Origin of the sequence: Aquabacterium sp. (assembly GCF_034003525.1) — a bacterium.
Classification (GTDB): domain Bacteria; phylum Pseudomonadota; class Gammaproteobacteria; order Burkholderiales; family Burkholderiaceae_C; genus Aquabacterium.
Genome location: NZ_JAVEYN010000021.1, coordinates 24,217 through 42,757, shown reverse-complemented (window position 1 = coordinate 42,757; position 18,541 = coordinate 24,217). Strand labels below are relative to the sequence as shown.

Annotated in this window: 13 protein-coding genes and 1 pseudogene; 3 read left to right on the top strand and 11 right to left on the bottom strand. The window is 62.9% G+C overall.

The features are described 5' to 3' along the window. Nucleotides 1-6 precede the first annotated feature (6 nt). The gene (locus tag RBT42_RS12455; RefSeq protein WP_320365578.1) at nt 7-861 is read right to left on the bottom strand and encodes a GNAT family N-acetyltransferase; all 855 of its coding nucleotides are present in this window, start codon (nt 859-861) and stop codon (nt 7-9) included. A 174-nt stretch (nt 862-1,035) separates the two neighbouring features. Here RBT42_RS12455 and ptsP point away from each other — a divergent pair, with 174 nt between their 5' ends. Beyond that, a complete protein-coding gene (ptsP, locus tag RBT42_RS12450; RefSeq protein ID WP_320365576.1) occupies nt 1,036-2,856 on the top strand; it encodes a phosphoenolpyruvate--protein phosphotransferase in 1,821 nt (606 codons plus the stop codon). Nucleotides 2,857-2,859: 3 nt separating this feature from the next. On the opposite strand, the gene RBT42_RS12445 is transcribed toward ptsP, so the two are convergent. The 7 genes from RBT42_RS12445 to glnK form a co-directional block, all read right to left on the bottom strand. Then, nucleotides 2,860-4,797, bottom strand: coding sequence for an ATP-binding cassette domain-containing protein (locus tag RBT42_RS12445; RefSeq protein ID WP_320365573.1), 1,938 nt, complete (start codon nt 4,795-4,797; stop codon nt 2,860-2,862). Between the two features lie 52 nt (nt 4,798-4,849). Further along, on the bottom strand, nt 4,850-5,809 hold the full coding sequence (gshB, locus tag RBT42_RS12440) for a glutathione synthase (RefSeq protein ID WP_320365571.1): 960 nt from the start codon (nt 5,807-5,809) through the stop codon (nt 4,850-4,852). After that, entirely contained in the window at nt 5,806-7,002 is a 1,197-nt protein-coding gene (locus RBT42_RS12435; protein ID WP_320365614.1) for a benzoate/H(+) symporter BenE family transporter, read from the bottom strand. Before RBT42_RS12435 ends, gshB begins: the two co-directional genes overlap by 4 nt. A 17-nt stretch (nt 7,003-7,019) precedes the next feature. Continuing rightward, nucleotides 7,020-8,906, bottom strand: coding sequence for a potassium transporter Kup (locus tag RBT42_RS12430; protein WP_320365569.1), 1,887 nt, complete (start codon nt 8,904-8,906; stop codon nt 7,020-7,022). 84 nt (nt 8,907-8,990) lie between these two features. After that, nucleotides 8,991-10,286, bottom strand: a complete 1,296-nt coding sequence (gene gshA, locus RBT42_RS12425; protein WP_320365567.1) for a glutamate--cysteine ligase — start codon at nt 10,284-10,286, stop codon at nt 8,991-8,993. 181 nt (nt 10,287-10,467) lie between these two features. Beyond that, entirely contained in the window at nt 10,468-11,880 is a 1,413-nt protein-coding gene (gene amt / locus RBT42_RS12420) for an ammonium transporter (protein WP_320365565.1), read from the bottom strand. Between the two features lie 96 nt (nt 11,881-11,976). Beyond that, nucleotides 11,977-12,315, bottom strand: a complete 339-nt coding sequence (gene glnK, locus RBT42_RS12415) for a P-II family nitrogen regulator (RefSeq protein ID WP_320365563.1) — start codon at nt 12,313-12,315, stop codon at nt 11,977-11,979. A 306-nt stretch (nt 12,316-12,621) separates the two neighbouring features. Between glnK and RBT42_RS12410 the strand changes: the two are divergent. Both RBT42_RS12410 and RBT42_RS12405 read left to right on the top strand, forming a co-directional pair. After that, nucleotides 12,622-12,891 (top strand): annotated as a pseudogene (locus tag RBT42_RS12410) (magnesium chelatase domain-containing protein); the annotation flags it as partial. Between the two features lie 587 nt (nt 12,892-13,478). Then, the gene (locus tag RBT42_RS12405) at nt 13,479-15,170 is read left to right on the top strand and encodes a UvrD-helicase domain-containing protein (protein ID WP_320365562.1); all 1,692 of its coding nucleotides are present in this window, start codon (nt 13,479-13,481) and stop codon (nt 15,168-15,170) included. Nucleotides 15,171-15,237: 67 nt separating this feature from the next. Here the strand turns inward: RBT42_RS12405 and RBT42_RS12400 are convergent, their stop codons facing one another. The 3 genes from RBT42_RS12400 to RBT42_RS12390 all read right to left on the bottom strand — a co-directional run bounded on the left by RBT42_RS12400 (nt 15,238) and on the right by RBT42_RS12390 (nt 18,520). Next, nucleotides 15,238-15,729, bottom strand: a complete 492-nt coding sequence (locus tag RBT42_RS12400) for a hypothetical protein (protein ID WP_320365560.1) — start codon at nt 15,727-15,729, stop codon at nt 15,238-15,240. A gap of 281 nt (nt 15,730-16,010) precedes the next feature. Further along, the gene (locus tag RBT42_RS12395; RefSeq protein WP_320365558.1) at nt 16,011-17,147 is read right to left on the bottom strand and encodes a competence protein CoiA; all 1,137 of its coding nucleotides are present in this window, start codon (nt 17,145-17,147) and stop codon (nt 16,011-16,013) included. A 128-nt stretch (nt 17,148-17,275) separates the two neighbouring features. Continuing rightward, nucleotides 17,276-18,520 (bottom strand): hypothetical protein, encoded by a 1,245-nt coding sequence (locus tag RBT42_RS12390; RefSeq protein WP_320365557.1) that lies wholly within the window; start codon nt 18,518-18,520, stop codon nt 17,276-17,278. Between the last annotated feature and the right edge of the window lie 21 nt (nt 18,521-18,541).

Here is an 18,541-nt window from a genome sequence, read left to right as displayed (position 1 = left end):
CCTGGCTCAGACCCCCAGGAAGTGCTTGCGATACCGCGCAGGCAGGTCGGCAATGCGCATCAGCATCGGCAGGTCGGCGGTGTTGAAATCCGGGTCCCAGGCCGGGGCGCCCAGCACCTTGGCGCCCACGCGCAGGTAGCCCTTGATCAGCGCAGGCGCCTCCACCTTCAGGTGGCGGTCCAGCTCGTCCACCGGCAGCGGCAGACGCGGGCGCACCTGCAGGTCGATGGGGGCCAGATGCGTCTGGCGCAGCTGTTCCCACAGGCTGGCGGCCACGTGGCCACCGTCGCGCATGCTGATGCTGGCGCAGCCGATCATGGTGTCCAGGTTGTTGCGCACCATGAACTCGGCCAGCGCGCCCCACAGCGCCATGATGGCGCCACCGTGGCGGTGATCGGGGTGCACGCACGAGCGCCCCAGCTCCACCATCTTGCCGCGCAGCGGGCGCAGGCGGGTCAGGTCGAACTCGGTCTCGCTGTACAGGCCGCCGATGCGCTTGGCCGACTCGGGCGTTAGCACGCGGTAGGTGCCGATCACGGGGCCGGGCTCGCCGGTGCCTGTGTCCAAGCGCACCAGCAGGTGCTCGCAATAGGGGTCGAACAGGTCGATGTCATGGCCGGCGGGGCTGCCTACCGGCACGCTCAGGCGCGCGCCCATCTCCAGGGCGAACACCTCATACCTCAGACGCTGCGCTGCGAGAACATCTTCCGCAGTGCGAGCCCAAATGACTTCAATGCCTGGCCGCGCGCTGGCCTCGGGCGCCGACGCCGGGTGAAGTGACCTCCGCGCGGCACGGGATTCGGCCGACAGGTGGGAGGACAGGTCTGCCATGGGCAGGGTCGGCAAGGGGAGGTCACGCATCGTCTCTCCAATCTCAGGTCGGTGTGGACATGAGGGGACAGTCTTGCCCCGTCCGATGACGGCGCGGTGAACGTTGGATGACAGGCCCGTGACGCCTTGTCATCGGCCTGGCGGCCTCTGTCCTATGAGAAATCCTGACCACCAGACGTGATGACGGCTGATACGATGGTTGGTATGAGCATCCAGATCTTTGGCTTGCCGGTATCGCGGGGTGTGGCCATTGGCCGCGCGGTGCTGGTGGCCTCCAGCCGCATCGACGTGCCCCACGTCTTCATCGATCCCACCTTGATCGATGGCGAAGTGGCGCGCCTCTTTGCCGCACGCGATGTGGTGGCCGCCGAGTTCGACGCGCTCAAACGGGACCTGCCCGCCGATGCCCCGGCCGAGTTGGCCGCCCTGCTCGACGTGCACCACATGCTGCTGCAGGACGAGGCGCTGATGGGCGCCTCGGCCGACTGGATTCGCCAACGTCACTACAACGCCGAGTGGGCACTGTCGGCCCAGCTCGAAGTGCTGGCGCGGCAATTTGACGAGATGGAAGACGCTTACCTGCGCGAGCGCAAGGCCGACCTGGAGCAGGTGGTCGAGCGCCTGCTGCGCAGCCTCAGCCGCGGCGTGCCCTCGGCGGTGCCGGCGCCCGGTGCCGGCGTGCACGATTTCGGCGGCGATGAGCCCCTGGTGCTGGTGGCCAGCGACATCGCCCCGGCCGACATGCTCAGCTTCAAGCGCAGCGTGTTCAAGGGCTTTGTCACCGATGTGGGCGGCAAGACCTCGCACACGGCCATCGTCGCGCGAAGCATGGACATCCCCGCCGTGGTGGGGGCGCGCCAGGCCAGCAACCTGATCCGTCAGGACGACTGCATCATCATCGACGGCGACGCCGGCCTGGTGATCGTCGATCCCTCGCCCATCGTGCTGGAGGAGTACCGCTTCCGTCAGCGCCAAAGTGAGCTGGAGCGCAGCCGTCTGGCCCGCCTGCGCCACACGCCGGCCGTTACGCTCGACGGCGAGCGGGTCGAGCTGGTCGCCAACATCGAGATGCCCGAAGACGCCCCAGTGGCTCTGGAGGCGGGTGCGGTGGGCGTTGGCCTGTTCCGCAGCGAGTTCCTGTTCATGAACCGCGGCGACCACCTGCCCGACGAGGAAGAGCAGTACGACGCGTACCGACGTGCCGTCGAGGCCATGAAAGGCCTACCCGTCACGATCCGCACGATCGACATCGGCGCCGACAAGCCGCTGGAGGGCATGACCCCGTCCGAGCTGCGCCAGGAGTCGGTGCTCAATCCGGCCTTGGGCCTGCGCGCCATCCGCTGGAGTCTGTCCGAGCCCAGCATGTTCCGCCGGCAGCTGCGGGCCTTGTTGCGCGCGGCTGCCCATGGGCCGGTCAAGATCATGATCCCGATGCTGAGCAATCTGCGCGAAATCCGCCAGACGCTGGAGCACGTGGATCACGCGCGCCGGCAACTGGTCGAGTCGGGCAAACCGTTTGGCGAGGTGGAACTGGGCGCCATGATCGAAGTCCCGGCGGCCGCCTTGACGCTGCCGGTCTTCCTGCGCCACTTCGACTTCATCTCGATCGGCACGAACGACCTGATTCAGTACACGCTGGCCATCGATCGGACCGACGAAGAGGTGTCCCACCTCTACGACCCGTGGAATCCGGCCGTGCTCAGTCTGATCCAGACCTCGATCGCGCAGGCGCGCGCCGCAGGGCGCGGCGTGAGCGTGTGCGGCGAAATGGCCGGCGATCCGGCCTTCACCGAGTTGCTGCTGGCCATGGGGTTGCGCACCTTCTCGATGCACCCCACCCAGATCGCCGCGATCAAGCAGCGCGTGTTGCGTGTGGACACCCGCCGCCTGGCGCCACTGGTGCCCGAGGTGCTCGCCAGCGACGACCCCGAAGCGGCCTGTGCCGAGCTGTTCGCCAGCGTACACGGCAGTGGTGCCGCAAGCGGGCTGTGGATGGCCCCGCCGGCCACCCTGCAGAGCGCCTGAGCGTCAGCGCCCGCCCAGCGTTTCCCAGCGCTCGAGCAAGCCCATCAGCTCCTCGTCGATCTCTTCGATGCGGGCGTGCATGGCCGCCACATTGGCGCCTTCCTTGCGGTAAATGTCCGGGTCGGCCAGTTGCCGGTTCAGCTCGGCCTGCTCGGTCTCCAGCGCCTCGATGCGGGCGGGCAGTTCGTCGAGCTCGCGCTGCTCCTTGTAGCTGAGCTTGCGCTTGGGTTGCGCCACCACGGGCGCGGCGGCGGGTGCCGCTGGGGCCGTGTCGGGCGCCACCGTCACGGGCGTGCGGCTGTCGGCGGCCGAGCCTTGCTTGGTGGCCGAGGCAATGGCCGCCGCACCGGGCTTGCCGGCTGCCAGCGCCTTGGCGCGGCGCGACTGGATCAGCCAGTCCTCGAAGCCGCCTTCGTATTCGCGCCAGCGCCCTTCGCCTTCGGCCACCAGGGTGCTGGTGACCACGTTGTCCAGGAAGCGCCGGTCGTGGCTGACCAGGAACACGGTGCCGGGGTAGTCGGCCAGCAGGTCTTCCAGCAGGTCGAGCGTGTCGATGTCCAGGTCGTTGGTCGGCTCGTCGAGCACCAGCACATTGGAGGGCTTGGCAAACAGGCGCGCCAGCAGCAGGCGGTTGCGCTCACCGCCGCTGAGCGTGCGCACCGGCGAGTTGGCCCGTGCCGGCGAGAACAGGAAGTCCTGCAGATAGCCCATCACGTGCTTGCGCGAACCGTTGATCTCGATCCACTCGCTGCCCGGGCTGATGAAGTCGGCCAGGGTGGCATCCAGGTTGAGGTGGTCACGCATCTGGTCGAAGTAGGCCACCAGCAGGTTGGCGCCTTGCTTGACGGTGCCGCTGTCCGGGGCCAGTTCGCCCAGGATCATCTTCAGCAGCGTGGTCTTGCCCGCGCCATTGGGGCCCACCAGACCTACCTTGTCGCCGCGCAAGATGGTGCCGCTGAAATCGCGCACCACGGTGCGGCCACCAAAGGCCTTGGAGACGCCTTCCAGCTCCGCCACGATCTTGCCGCTGCGGTCACCCTGCGACACATCCAGCTTGACGCGACCGACCACGTCCCGGCGCGAGGCGCGGGCACTGCGCAGGTCTTCCAGGCGCTTGATGCGGGCCACCGAGCGGGTGCGACGCGCTTCCACGCCCTTGCGGATCCAGACCTCTTCCTGGGCCAGCAGCTTGTCGAACTTGGCGTTGGTGACGGCTTCGTCGGCCAACTGCTGGGCCTTGAGCCCTTCGTAGGCCGTGAAGTTGCCCGGATAGGTGCGCAGCTGACCGCGGTCGAGCTCAACGATGCGGGTGCAGACATTGTCCAGGAAGGCCCGGTCGTGGGAGATCAGCACGATGGCGCCCTTGAAGGCCACCAGCAGCTCTTCCAGCCAGGTGATGGCGTCCAAGTCCAGGTGGTTGGTCGGCTCGTCCAGAAAGAGCACGTCCGGGCTGGCCACCAGCGCACGGGCCAGCGCCACGCGCTTCTTGGTGCCGCCCGAGAGGCCTGCGATCGACAGGTCCGGGTCCAGGTGCAGACGTTGCAGCGTCTCGTCGACGCGCTGCTCCCAGTTCCAGCCATTGCGCGCTTCGATGAAGGTCATCAAGGCATCCAGATCGGCACCGTCTTCATGGGCTTCAAAGCGTTCGCGCGCCGCCTTGACGTCGGCCAGGCCTTCGCTGACCGTGCTGAACACGGTGGCGTCGGTGCTGAACGTGGGCTCCTGGGGCACATAGGCCACCTCGACGCCGCTCTGGATCTGCAACTGCCCGTCATCGGGCTTCTCCAGCCCCGCCATGATCTTGAGCAGCGAGGACTTGCCGGTGCCATTGCGGCCGATCAAGCCGACGCGCTCGCCGGTTTCCAGTGAAAACGCGGTGTGGTCGAGCAGGGCGACGTGGCCAAAGGCCAGGCAGGCGTTGCTCAGGGTCAAAACAGCCATGGGAGAGAAGATCCGAAAAAAGAGAAGGCGCCGGCATGCCCGGCGCAGGGGGTCATTGTCGCTGCTGGCGCTGCACGGCACTTTCGAGCGTGTCGATGAAGCGTTGGGCCACGTTCCAGCCGGTCTGGTCGGTGATCTCCTGGAAGCAGGTCGGGCTGGTCACGTTGATCTCGGTGAGGCGGTCACCGATGATGTCCAGGCCCACCAGAAGCAGGCCGCGTGCGGCCAGGATGGGCCCCAGTTCGCGGGCAATCGCCCAGTCGGACTCGCTCAGAGGCTGGGCCACGCCCTTGCCACCGGCCGCGAGATTGCCGCGCACCTCGCCGCCTTGCGGGATGCGGGCCAGCGCGTAGGGTACCGGCTCGCCGTCGATCACCAGCACGCGCTTGTCACCTTCGCTGATGGCCGGCAGGAAGGCCTGCACCATGATGGTCTGCGTGCCGTCCTTGGTCAGGGTTTCGGCGATGCTGCCCAGGTTCAGGCCATCGTCCTTCACGCGGAAGATGCCCATGCCGCCCATGCCGTCCAGGGGCTTGAGGATGATGTCACGGTGCTCGGCGTGGAAGGCGCGCACGGCTTCGATGCTGCGGGTGACCAGGGTGGGCGCGATGTGCAGCGGGAATTCGAGGATGGCCAGCTTCTCGGGGTGTTCGCGCAAGGCCTGGGGCTTGTTGAAGACGCGTGCGCCCTCGCGCTCGGCCTGGGTCAGCAGGTGGGTCGCGTACAGGTACTCGGCGTCAAACGGCGGATCCTTGCGCATCAGCACCGCGTCCATGCTGCTCAGCGCCACCAGGGCCTGTTCCTGCTCGTCAAACCAGTCGTGGGCGTCGCCCGTCAGGGTGATGCGGCGGGCCTGGGCCTGCACCAGGCTGCCGCGTTGCCACACCAGCTGCTGGGGCTCGCACGCCCACAGCTCATGCCCTCGTGAGGTGGCCTCGCGCATCATCGCGAAGGTGCTGTCCTTGTAGGTCTTGAAGGTGTCCAGCGGGTCGGCAACAAACAGAAGTTTCATGATGGGGTGCGATCGGTCATCGAAGGGCGAGCCCTGAAGTGTTCCACGAACAGCGTCAGCGTGCCGGCCACCAGGCCCCAGAAGGCCGAGCTCACGCCCATCAGCGTCACGCCCGACAGCGTGACCAGAAACGTGATAACGGCCGCTTCCCGGTAGCGAGCCTCCTGCAGCGAGGCCGCCAAGCCGTTGGCGATCGTGCCCAGCAGGGCCAGACCGGCCACGCCCATGATGAGCGCGGTGGGAAAGGCGGTCAAGACGCCGGCCACCGCCCCACCCAGCAGCGCCATCACCAAATAGAACAGCCCGGCCACCAGGGCTGCGGTGTAGCGCTTGTGCGGGTCGGGGTGGGCATGCGGCTGCAGCACGATGGTGGCGGTGATGGCCGCCAGATTGAAGGCGTAGCCGCCAAAAGGCGCCAGCAGCACCGTGGTCACGCCCGACCAGCTCATCAAGGGCGAGATGGGCGTGCGGTAGCCGAACACGCGGATGGCCGACACCCCCGGTACCGCCTGCGAGGCCATGGTGACGATGAACAGCGGCAGTCCCAGGCCCAGCATGGCCTGCCAAGACCACTGCGGCGTCACCCACACCGGCAGTGCCGGCTCCCAGCTCAAGGCTGCGGTGTGCAACTGCCCCTGCATGGCCGCGATCAGCACACCGGCCAACAGGACGCCGGGGATGGCATAGCGCGGCCACAGCCGTTTGCCCAGCAAGTAGCTGAGCAACATGCCGATCACCAGTACCGGCTGCGGCGTGGCCGCGGCAAACGCCATCAAGGCAAACTTGGCCAGGATGCCCGCCAGCAGCGCGGAGGCCAGCGCCACCGGGATGCGGTTCATCATCCGCTCGAACCAGCCTGTCACGCCGCTGAGCCACATCAGCACCCCGCACAGCACAAAGGCCCCGGTGGCCTCGGGCAGGCTCACGCCCGCCGCGGCGCTGGCGATCACGGCGGCGCCCGGCGTGGACCAGGTGATGAGGATGGGGGCGCGCGCCCACAGTGACAGGCCGAGCGTGGCCAGACCCATGCCCATGCCCAGCGCCCACACCCAGGACGTCACCTGGGCGGGCGTGGCGCCGAGCGACTGCGCGGCGTGAAATATCAGGGCAATGGTGCTGGTGAAGCCCACCAGCGTGGCGACAAAGCCGGACGAGATCGCCGTCAGGGAGGTGTCCCGGGCGATCTGGCGCAGGGAAAGGCGCTGCGTGCTCAGATCTCCACCTTGGAGCCCAGTTCCACCACGCGGTTGGTGGGCAACTTCAGGAAAGCCGCTGCGCCCGAGGCATTGCGGTGCATGCCGGCAAACAGCTTTTCACGCCAGGGCGCCATCTCGCCGCCCATGGTCGGGATCACGATGTCGCGCGAGAGGAAATAGCTGGTCTCCATGTCCTCGATGAACACCCCATGCTCCTTGAGCAACTTGAGCGCGCGCGGCACATCGGGCTCATTCTTGAAACCGTAGTGAAGGATGACCTGCCAGCAGCCATTGCCCAGCGATTCCACCTCGATGCGGTTCTTCAGCGGGATCCAGGGCACTTCATGCGAGCGTACCGTCACGAACAGGTTCTGCTTGTGCAGCACCTTGTTGTGCTTGAGGTTGTGCAGCAGCGCATTGGGCGTCGTGCCGGCATCGGCATTGAGGAACACCGCGGTGCCGTCCACACGCAGCGGCGGGCTGCAGAACACCGCTTCCAGGAAGGGGCGAAGGTCGATGGCATCCGAGCGCAAGCGGGCGCTCAGCAACTCGCGCCCATCCTTCCAGGTGATCATCAGGCTGAACATCACGATGCCGATCAGCAGTGGGAACCAGCCCCCGTCGATCACCTTGATGACGTTGGCGCTGAAGAACATCAGGTCGATTGCAAAGAAGAAGGCGGTGGCCAGCACGCACACCAGCCAGGTCATCTTCCAGGCAAAGCGGATGACGAAGAAGGTCATCACCGTGGTGATCATCATGTCGATGGTGACGGTGATGCCGTAGGCCGCCGCCAGCTTGCCGCTGGAGCCGAAGAAGATCACGGCCAGCACGATGCAGCCGTACAGCGTCCAGTTCACGAAGGGGATGTAGATCTGCCCGGTTTCCTTCTCAGACGTGTGCAGGATGCGCAGACGGGGCAGGTAGCCCAGCTGGATCACCTGCTTGGTCACCGAGAAGGCGGCCGTGATCAGGGCCTGCGAAGCGATCACCGTGGCGCAGGTGGCCAGGCCCACCAAGGGGTAGAGCGCCCAGTGCGGCGCCATCTCAAAGAAGGGGTTGGCGACGTTTTCGGGGTGGGCCAGCAGCATCGCGCCCTGGCCGAAGTAGTTCAGCACCAGGGACGGCATGACCAGGCTGAACCAGGCCAGGCGAATGGGCAGCTTGCCGAAGTGGCCCATGTCGGCGTAGAGCGCCTCGGCCCCGGTGGCGCACAGGATGACGGCGCCCAGGGCGATGAAGGCCAGCATCGGGTGGTCGACGATGAAGTTCAGCGCGTAATGCGGGCTCATTGCCACCAGCACCGCCGGGTTCTGCAGCACGTGGTACAGGCCCAGCACGGCCACCACGACGAACCACAGCGCTGTGATGGGGCCAAAGAACTTGCCGATGCCGCTGGTGCCATGCTTTTGCACCATGAACAGCAGGGTCAGCACCACCAGGGTGATGGGCACCACATAGCGCTCGAGCTGCGGCGCGGCCACTTCCATCCCCTCCACGGCCGAGAGCACCGAAATGGCCGGGGTGATCACCCCGTCGCCAAAGAAAATGGCTGTGCCGAAAATCCCCAGGGCCAGCAGCTTGCCGCGCAGGCCCGGGCGGTCTTTCACGGCCGTGGACGCCAGCGTCAGCATCGCCACCAGGCCGCCCTCGCCGTTGTTGTCGGCCCGCAGGATCAGTGTCACGTACTTCAGCGACACGATCACGGTCAGGGTCCAGAACATCATCGACAAGATGCCGTAGATGTTCTCCGGCGTCAGGGGCAGATGTCCGTGGTTGAACACCTCCTTGAGCGCATACAGCGGGCTGGTGCCGATGTCGCCATAGACGATGCCAATCGCCCCCAGGGTCAGGGCGGCCAGGTCTTTGGCGTTGGGCTGGGCGTGAGGAGCGTGCTGCACGATGAGGGCGTTTCACAGAAGAGCGAAGTTGCCATTCTGCCTGGGTTCACGGACATTTTGTTGCACCGCAACAGTGCATGGCCCTCAGGTGTACACCTCGGCATTTGGGTCGTTCGCTTCCAATTCGTAACTGGCCGCCAGCATGGCCAGCCGCGCCACCACGCCGTACATGTAGAAGCGGTTCGGCGCACTGGCCCCGGGCTTGACGCCGGGGCGGGGCAGTTGCGTCGGTTCCGGGAAGCCCAGGGGCACAAAATGCGAGCCTGGGGCGTTCAGGTTCTCGTCCACGCCGCGCTCGGCATGCACCCGGTAGAACCCACCCACCACATAGCGGTCGATCATGTAGACCACGGGCTCGGCGACCGCCTCGTTGATTTGCTCGTAGGTGGCCACGCCTTCCTGAATCAGCACGCGGTTGACGGCCTGGCCGTCCTTGACCACCGACATCTTGTTGCGCGTGCGGCGGTTGAGGTCAACGACCTCCTTGGCATCGCGCACCGTCATGATGCCCATGCCGTAGGTGCCGTTGTCGGGCTTGACCACCACGAAGGGCTTCTCGTTGATGCCGTATTCCTTGTACTTGCGACGCACCTTGCTCAGCATGGCGTCCACCTGCGTCTCCAGGCATTCCAGGCCTGTGCCTTCTTGGAAGTTCACCTCGTCGCACACCGAGTACATCGGGTTGATCAGCCAGGGGTCCATTCCCAGCAGCTTGGAAAACTTCTTGGCCACCTCTTCGTAGGCCGCGAAGTGTTGGCTCTTGCGGCGCACCGCCCAGCCCGCGTGCAGCGGCGGCAGCAGATACTGCTCGTGCAGACCTTGCAGGATGTCGGGGATGCCGGCCGACAGGTCGTTGTTGAGCAAGATGGTGCAGGGGTCGAAGTGCTTGAGGCCCAGGCGGTGCCGGGTGCGCACCAGCGGCTCCAGCGTCAGGTGGCTGCCATCGGGCAAGGCGATGTCGGTGGGCTCGGTGATGCTTTCATCCAGCGAACCCAGACGCACGTTCAGACCGGCCAGCGTGAAGATCTGCACCAGACGCGCCACGTTCGACAGGTAGAAGGTGTTGCGCGTGTGCTTTTCCGGGATCAGCAGCAGGTTCTTGGCCTCGGGGCAGATCTTCTCGATCGCGGCCATCGCCGCCTGCACGGCCAGGGGCAGCATCTCGGGCGTCAGGTTGTTGAAGCCGCCCGGAAACAGGTTGGTGTCCACCGGGGCCAGCTTGAAACCCGCATTGCGCAGGTCCACCGAGGTGTAGAAGGGCGGCGTGTGCTCCATCCACTCCAGGCGAAACCAGCGCTCGATGGCGGGCACGGATTCCAGCATCCGTTGCTCCAGTTCGTTGATGGGGCCGGTCAGCGCGGTGATCAGGTGAGGAACCATGGGGAGAAGCGCCTTGTGAGGTCAGAATGTGAAGTCTTATTTTAGGAAGATCGGGGCCGCTTGGCATTCAGTCCCTTGTAATGCAGTGATGCAAAAAAACAAAGAGGGCCTCCCGCAGGAAGCCCTCTTTTCATGGTGGAGGCCGCATGGCGATGCGGCCTCCGTTCCTGAGATCAACGCATCACTTGTGATACGCGGTCTCGCCGTGCGAAGTGATGTCCAGACCTTCGCGCTCGGCTTCTTCCGAGACACGCAGACCGACGACCAGGTCAACGATCTTGTAGGCCACCACAGAGACCACACCCGACCAGACGATGGTCAGCAGCACGCTCTTGGTCTGGATCCACACTTGTGCGCCGATCGCGAAGTCGTCACCTTTCACGCCGCCCAGGGAGGCTGCAGCGAAGACACCGGTCAGGATCGCTCCGACGATACCGCCGACACCGTGGACGCCGAAGACGTCAAAGGAGTCGTCGGCACCCAGCAGGCGCTTCAGACCGCTCACGCCCCACAGGCACAGCATGCCAGCGATGAAACCGATCACGATCGAACCCATGGGACCGACGAAGCCCGCAGCGGGGGTCACAGCGACCAGACCCGCCACCGCACCGGAAGCGGCACCCAGCATCGAAGCCTTGCCCTTGAACAGGGCTTCACCCAGCAACCAACCCAGGGTGGCAGCACCCGTGGCCAGCACGGTGTTGATGAAGGCCAGGCCTGCAACACCGTTGGCCGCACCTGCGGAGCCGGCGTTGAAACCGAACCAACCCACCCACAGCAGCGAAGCGCCCACCATGGTCAGCGTCAGAGAGTGAGGGGTGAAGGCTTCCTTGCCGTAGCCCAGACGCTTGCCGACCATGTACGCACCGACCAAGCCAGCGACAGCGGCGTTGATGTGCACCACGGTACCACCGGCGAAGTCCAGTGCGCCGTCTGCAGCCAGGATGCCACCACCCCAGACCATGTGCGCCATGGGCAGGTAGCTGAAGGTGAACCACAGCACCGAGAACAGCAGCACCGCCGAGAACTTGATGCGTTCGGCGAACGAGCCGACGATCAGCGCCACGGTGATGGCTGCGAACGTGCCTTGGAAGGACACGAACACGTACTCAGGGATGGTGGGCAGCGTGGCGGAAAGGGTGTCCGCTGTGATGCCGCGCAGGAAGGCCAGGTCCAGAGTGCCGATGAACTTGCCTGCACCGCCGAAGGCCAAGCTGAAGCCATAGACCGCCCACAGCACGCTGATCAGCGAGAAGATCACGAAGACCTGCATCAGCACCGACAGCATGTTTTTGGAGCGGGCGAGGCCGCCGTAGAACAAAGCCAGACCGGGGATGATCATCAAGATGACCAGCAGGGTGGAGGTCATCATCCAGGCGGTGTCACCGCTGTCCAGCTTGGCTGGTGCGGCTTCTTCTGCGGCGGGGGGCGCAGCTTCGGGCGCTGCCGGGGGGGCTTCGACAGCCGGAGCCGGAACGGCTTCAACCACAGCAGCCGCTGCAGGCGCCGATGCAGATTCTTCTTGTGCATGGGATGTGCCCAGCAAACCGAAGGCTGCGAGACCCAGCGCGAATGACGCAATGAGCTTTCTCATGAAATGCCTCTTGATAAAACGAATGGTGTGACGGCTCGAATCCCCGCAGGGCATGTCGGCCACAAATGCGAAAGTGGGATCAGGCGTGCGGCCCGATCACAGGGCGTCCTTGTCCACCTCGCCGGTGCGGATGCGGATCACCTGCTCCAGCGGTGTGACGAAAATCTTGCCGTCGCCGATCTTGCCGGTGCGGGCCGATGTTTCGATGGCTTCGATCACGCGGTCGAGGATGGCGTCATCCACGGCCGCTTCGATCTTCACCTTGGGCAGAAAATCGACCACATACTCCGCGCCACGGTACAGCTCGGTGTGGCCTTTCTGACGGCCAAAGCCCTTGACTTCGGTCACCGTGATGCCCTGAACGCCGATGGCGGACAGGGCCTCACGGACTTCGTCAAGCTTGAAGGGCTTGACGATGGCGGTCACCATTTTCATGTTGGTACTCCGGTGAGGTTGGTAAAAGTTTGTTGACATCCACCTTCTGCATGAACCGTGCCAACCAGGGGCTGAAGCGACCTGTGCCTTGACGCAGGGCTGGGCGGCGCGGGGTTTCCCGAGGGGGCGCTGCGCTTGCCCTGAAGTGGTGCGTGACAGGATGCGCGCGGTCACTGCTGCCTGTCCATCCACCAAAACGGTGCCGTTTCCGGATGGTGGTCGCTCGCTCCTCAGAGGGAGTGCCACGTCAGCCGGCCGTCGCCACAATCGCCCCTTTGCCCTGGCCCCAGGCCGCGTCGCTTCCCCATGTCGCTTGCCATCGTTCACAGTCGCGCCCTCGATGGGCTCAAGGCCCCGGAAGTCACGGTCGAGGTTCACCTGGCCAATGGGCTGCCGTCGTTCACCCTGGTGGGGCTGGCCGACACCGAAGTCAAGGAAGCCCGCGAGCGGGTGCGCGCCGCGCTGAGCAACAGCGGGCTCGACTTTCCTTGCAACAAGCGCATCACTGTCAATCTCGCGCCCGCCGACCTGCCCAAGGAGTCCGGACGCTTCGACCTGCCCATCGCGCTCGGTGTTTTCAAAAATTGATTGCGCACAACGCGCTCAATGAAATCAACGACTTACCGGTGCATTTTGGAGACTGATGCATCCACTTTGGGTCGCACAACCTTGTGCAAGCCCAATTTTTAGGGCGGATTTGAAAAATGGCATGTTCCTGAAGCTAGGTTCAGCGAAACGCTACTGCCTGGAATTAGCCGAACAAGTCGCCGAGCATCAAACAGTCATCTGCTTCCACAAATTTTCAACAAGTCCCACCTAGTACTTCTTTGCGCTGATTGACGTGTCCCGTGCTGGTGCATGCCTGCACCTTCGTGGCCGGACTAGCTGAATGGATGCTAAGTCACCAGCGGGTGTCTTGAGGATCTCGCGGAGTCGCTGGCGTAGTTGCATCAAAGACCTGCCGCAGTACCCTACACGACTGACTACGACTGGCGAGCGCACACACCTTAACAAGGTGTTATTCAAACTGGCAGCAGCCCATAGGGCATTCTCTTGGGGATAGTTCTCGGCATCATGTAACCTTGCGTGAAAACTCTGTCGCGTTATTGGCAGATCATGTCGGTAGCCGGGCAAAGGCGACTATCAAAAAAGGGGAGTTGTAAGTGGTTCTCACCGACGAGCAGGCAAACGCCGTCGATCTTTTCAAGAGTGCGCGCTCGCTGAAAATCAGCGCGTTTGCAGGTACAGGAAAGACGTCCACGCTGACGGCAGTGGCGAAGTCAACCTCAGCCCATGGACTCTACCTGGCCTTCAACAAAAGCATTGCAGCCGAAGCAGCCGAAAAGTTTCCACGGACAGTTGACTGTCGCACCACTCACTCGATTGCCTACCGATCTGTGCCAAGTGCTTATCGAGGCAACACCGCCAAGCTGACGCAGGCTCTGCCAGGGAACCGGGTGTCGCAAATCCTCAACCTTGATGATCTTGTCGTTGGCAATGTTCACCTAAGAGCACGCGCACTCGGTTTTTTGACAGCTAAGACTATTCAGCGCTTTTGCCAAAGTGGAGACGATGACGTATTGGTAAAGCATGTCCCCATCACGGGCAAGCTCCAAGAGCTTGACGAGCCATATCGCGAAGAATTTCGGCGCTACGTTAGCGAACTAGCGCATCACATGTGGTCCCGCATGCTGGATCCAAAGAGCGAAGTTCCCTTGGGGCATGACGGCTACCTGAAGATGTGGTCACTCTCCAGGCCGAAGCTTAACTATGACTTCTTGCTTCTGGATGAGGCCCAAGATACGAACGAAGCAGTGCTTAGCGTCTTGAGGGGGCAAGATGCACAACTAACCCTTGTCGGCGACCGCCACCAACAAATCTACGAGTGGCGCGGGGCGATTAACGCGATGGCCAGCGTCGAGACAGAAGCTGAGGCGCTGCTGACAAGGTCTTTTCGCTTTGGCAATGACTTGGCTCATGCCGCGTCCTCAATCTTGAAGCTTTTAAACGAGCCCAACCGTTTGATCGGGGACCCAACCAAGAACACCCGCATTTCGTCAGACGGACGTACAGAGACCATTCTTTGTCGCACAAATTCTGGCGTGGTTGGTGTTGTTATCCAGGCGCTGTCAGACAGGCGCATGCCACATGTGGTGGGCGGTGTAGCTGAACTGGTTCGCATGTTGGAGGACGTGGGACGCCTGAAAGCTTCCCTCCCTGCGGAGTGCCCGGACTTCTTCGGTTTCGAAAACTGGGATGAGGTCGTCGATTTCTCACAAAGTGAAGAGGGCGAATCCCTACGTACTTTTGTGTCTATCGTCCAGAAGTACGGAGAGGGCGACCTGATCAAGAAGCTAATGTCTGTTGCAAGAGATGAAGCCAGTGCAGATCTGATCGTGTCAACTGGCCACAAGGCCAAGGGACGTGAATGGGACACTGTCAAGCTAAACACGGATTTTGAGCCGAGAGTCAGCAAGAAGGAGCCCGGCAAGACCGTCATCAACCAAGAAGAGGCGAGGCTACTTTATGTGGCTGTCACGAGGGCCAAAAAGTTATTAGTGGTTCCTCCCAAGCTGGCAGAAAAATGGGGCCAGAAAGACACGGCCGGTGACACCTCTGTGATGGTGTCTGAACCTGCACCTTCGAAGGAGATGCAGTTGAGCGCGCTTCCTGCGTTACCGTCCTTCGCAAAATCAGTTCGTGTTGTCAGGCGGAATGAACAAGTGTCAGAGCCGAAGCAGACTCCTCTAGCTTCTGGAGTGTCAGCGATTGGTCCCTCCTCGACAAAGACTGCCCACGCGACAAGCGAACCGGGCTTAGCAAAGGCAATTTGGAGTTTCCTGTCGGGCAAGTAGCGGCGATTTGCAGCATCGCTGTGAATCGCGACAGCATGCCGTTCAGTCCTGCCGACTATCGTCAGCGTCAAGAACGTGCATGGGTTGGACAGGCAATCACCAGCCAGCCTCCCTTGTTGACCCTCACTGCATCGGCCCCACATCGCTCGCACCGCGTGGCACAACGAGCTGCTGCTGCATCAGCGATGGCATGAGCGCGCTCGCGCACGCTGCCAGGCTGGGCCGACGACCTAAAGTGAGTGCTCAACGGCGTTGACCCCGCCTCTTCGAGTGGCCCAACTGAGTCTTCTGCGACATCGAGGTAAATGCGAAGCTCGGCGAGTTTGGACTTGATCTGAACCACGGCGATCTCGACGCCGGTCTCTGCCGACAGCCGCGCAAGTTCGGTCAGAGCCTGGGCGACCTCGGCATCCCAGCCCTTAGGCACGTCGCTGAAAATCCGCGGCCACATTGTCGGGTGCGCCTCCAGGGCGGCACGCGTTGCAGGAGCGTCGTCAAGGTAGATTTGACCTTTGGAGCGTTCTTGACCGACGTTATCGATGTCTTGATCCTCATCCATAGTAGTCCCCTGATGGTAGATAAGCCGAGAGTTGTCGTATCGGTTTGATACGGAGGCGATATGCCTTTCGTAATCGACAGCATGACAGGCTAGTGGCTCATGGGGTGAGCCAGTGCGTAAGCGGTGTCAAGTCTACTTGCGTCCTTCTGCTTGCTTCCGCCTGGCGGCCTCAACCGCGGTCGAGCTGAGCCTCTGACTATGAGAGGAACTGCTCCATGGCCGGGTGCGGGCCGCGGCGCTGTGATTTGGCATCAAGACGCCTGCGGTCGCCAGTGGCTCGATCAGGCCGGCGCGTCTGGCTCTGTGGAGACATGCTCAAACCGTTCATCGAATGCCCAGCACAAGGGCGTCTCGTGGACGTCGTCTGTGAACAAGTCAGCTGGCATCCTGCACTCGAGGGTCAGCGTGGGTTCGGCGTCGTACCAGACCTCGTGCTCGTAGAAGGCGCCCTGCAGCGCGTCGCAATGAACGCAGCCGTTTGAGAGGTAGGCGCTCCCACGGGTTCGCGAGAAGCGGCTGCGCACGACACCGATTCCGTGCGAACGAAGATTCACGGAGCTCATTGCCTTGGCCAGAATGGCCTGGCCAACTGGCGAGTCGAAGTCCTCGATGTCCATCGAGACACGATTTGCCCCCGGCAGCAGTTGATCAACGCGGAAATCGAGCCGTGTGATGATCGAAGTGGGCTTGTGGCATTTCCAGCAGTCCTGTTCGGCTGTCCACAGCTCCAGCGGCACGCTCTGGTCGAGGCCTGGCGCCCAGACAAACTGTTTGGCCAGGCATCCTCGGACAAAGCGTCCAAGTTCGATTCGCTGAGACCACAGTTCATCAGACTTGCGCGCGCTGCTATCGGACATACCGCCAGGATCCTCGGCTGGAACCCGAACCCAGGCTGCCGGCGCTTCAAGGTCGACCTCCATGAGCAGCGACGGGACCCCCTTCGAGATCTGGATGCCGCTGGGTCGACTGAAAAACCACAAACCGCGAACACCACTCGCGGCGAATTGCGCCTGGCGCCGAGTAGTCTCTTCGCGGGTCTGTGGCGACCACTGCACCTCGAAAGCAATGCGGTGCTTTCCGCGCACCGCCATGACGTCAGCAATCCACTGGCTTCCGTCCGGTGCCGTGCCACGCACCTCGGTGGCCACCTCCCACCCTGAGCCGGCGATAGCCTGGGCAATGCAAGCCTTCACGAAGAGGTGTTCGGCCGTCTCGGCGGCAGAGGTGCATTCCCCTCGCTGCTTGTGCGCGAAGAACCGCGTGCCCAACTTCGAGGTCTTCAGCGTGACGCGGCTACCGCAGCAGTCGAGCCTGAGACGGTCCTCAGCTGCGTTCAGGGTACGCAGTTCGTCCCACTGAGACGCGTCATACTCGATGGAGCAGATGAGCTCCTCGCCGGATTTGCAGGAGAGAGGCATACTGGATTTGCAGGTTTTGCAACGTCATCGAAAGTGATGACGCCATCGTACGGGCATCCGACCTTGGTCGTGGCCGATTCAGGGCGTCTAAACGCAAGCGAGATCGCATGCTCAAGTTTTGGCAAATCTCACTTAGGAATGTGGAAGACCAGGACGGTCAGGACTAGCTCTCGGTTCGTGTCACCGTTAGCGTGGAACACGTACCGAAACCCGCTTTCATGCGGCCAGCCGTCTGCTCGCTTGAAGTTTGCGTGCGCCTTGACCGTTGCATCTACGCCCGATAGGACTGTCGAGGTTTCAGTGCCTCGGTTAAAGACCAGAATTGCTGTCTTACTGTCTCGCCAAGTTGAGTACCCCAGAAGCTGGTCGATTGCTTCCCCGAACGCCTTGGGGCCCTTCCAGAACTTGCACTCGGTGATGAAGACATTGCGATCACCCTCCCGCAAGAGTATGTCGGTCTTGCCCGACATATTGAAAGTCTCACCCGTTGCCCTGCCCTCGAACTGGCCGTTGAGTTGCACCAGAAAGTGCTGCCGCAGCGACTCCTCGTCCATCGTCTTAAAGGCATCTGGGCTGCGCTCCATGACCAAAGTCATGTCCTGCATGATCTTGAGGGCTTGTTCGTACTGCTCCAGCGCCCATGTAGGTTCAGGCGTGTATGCTGCAGCACTCGCCGGTGGCAGCTTGGGTGCTGCCTTCTTGCGTATGGTCGGAACCGCGTAAGTCTGCGGCGCATCATTGCGACGCTTGATCGGAATACCAAGCGCGGCAGCGCGTGTTGATTGCGCCAGCAGCCGGGCGCGACGCTGTTCGATTGCCTCCTCGGCGACGCCCTGCAAACTGTTGTTGTGTGCCGAGAGCATTACGGCTTGCCAGCCGATGTGCTCTTCAATCTCATTTAACGTATGGTCAACCAGAGGTCGTATGTCGCGTGGCGCATCAGCGGGGGATTCGTAATGTAGGACGAGCTCGTTCTTCTCGATAACCGCACGAGGCGGGCTCAGGGTGAATTGGTCAGCTTTCGCATAGAAGAGCTCTGCCTCGCCTTCAAACGGAACACGCACTTCGACGCGCTCACCTGGCACCATCACCGGGCGGCTCTTGTCCCGGATCCAGCGGTTCGAGTCGTGGCGTACATCGACCTGCGTCTCGTGCAAATCGGCATACCAATCCTCGCGGATCAGACGTAGCGGCTCTACCCGATATTTCGCCGATAAATAGTCCCGCAAGTCACTGGGTGCGGTGTTCAGAAAACGGTTGCCGTCCAGGCTCTCCAGCTCATTGCGCAGCGCTGCTACTGTGTTACGAAGAATCTGACTCAGATCGTGAGTGCAGAAGAGCAGCCCTTTGCTCTTGTCGATGCTTCCGAACATGTTGCTCTCCCTTTATCCACG